Annotated in this window: 1 protein-coding gene and 1 pseudogene; both read right to left on the bottom strand. The window is 37.9% G+C overall.

The window, feature by feature from the left end; genetic code table 11:
* A pseudogene (locus BO225_RS12580) lies at window positions 1-276 on the bottom strand (hypothetical protein); the annotation flags it as partial.
* The coding region (locus BO225_RS00095) for a helix-turn-helix domain-containing protein (protein ID WP_076340281.1) at window positions 273-826 on the bottom strand (554 nt) is incomplete at its 5' end. The pseudogene BO225_RS12580 and the gene BO225_RS00095, both read right to left, overlap by 4 nt.

The raw sequence follows: 826 nt of genomic DNA, 5'->3' as shown, positions 1-826 counted from the left end.
AGATATCTTATTGATCTTCATCGTCATCTTTCTATAACCGAAAAGACGGTTGTTCTTCTCACAGATTTCCTGGATCTGCTTTATCAAAAGACTGTTTTTATCTTCCATCGGCTTTTTATTCAGCCATTTATAATAAGATGCACGGCTGATCTTTAAAATACTGCACATGTCTTTGATGCTCCAGCCTCTTTCTTCGTGAAACTGCCGGATGACTTTATATTTATAGATTCGATGCTGTCTATTATACTGAGCCTGTTTTACTTTGGAACGCTTCACCCCCTCTCCAGCTCGTTCAATTTTTTTAACAGCTCATTCTCCATCTCCAATTGTTTTCTTTTATTTCTTTCCAGGATCAATTCCCGTTTAAGACGTTCCGTTTCTGTAAGTTCCGCCTCTTCTTTTCGTTGTCCTCTGCGGTCTAAAAGACCGTCTTCTCCCGACGATTCGTATTTTTTGACCCAGTCTCGTACCTGGGCATAGTTGTAGCCGAAATGAGCAGCTGTATCTTTATAGCTTCTTCCATTTTCTTCATACCATTGCACAGCTTCCATTCTTTGTTCAAAAGTTGTCTGAATTCTTTTTGCCATATAGACCTCCGGAGCAGGACTGTAGTCCTTTATTGCTTCCAGATTACTATATTTTTTAACCCATTGTAAAATCGTGTTATGTGAAGGAATATTATATTTTAGAGCTAAATCCGGATACGAACATCCTCCTGCCAAATATTCCTCAATCACTTGTATTTTGAATTCTTTTGAATAGGATTGATTTCTTGGTTTCTCCAGAAAAACTTCAGCATCCGACTTTTGAAATTGTTTTACCCATT

Origin of the sequence: Dubosiella newyorkensis, assembly GCF_001945605.1 — a bacterium.
Classification (GTDB): domain Bacteria; phylum Bacillota_I; class Bacilli_A; order Erysipelotrichales; family Erysipelotrichaceae; genus Dubosiella; species Dubosiella newyorkensis.
Note: the sequence above shows the minus strand (reverse complement) of the source record. Positions and strands in the feature narration are given on the sequence as shown.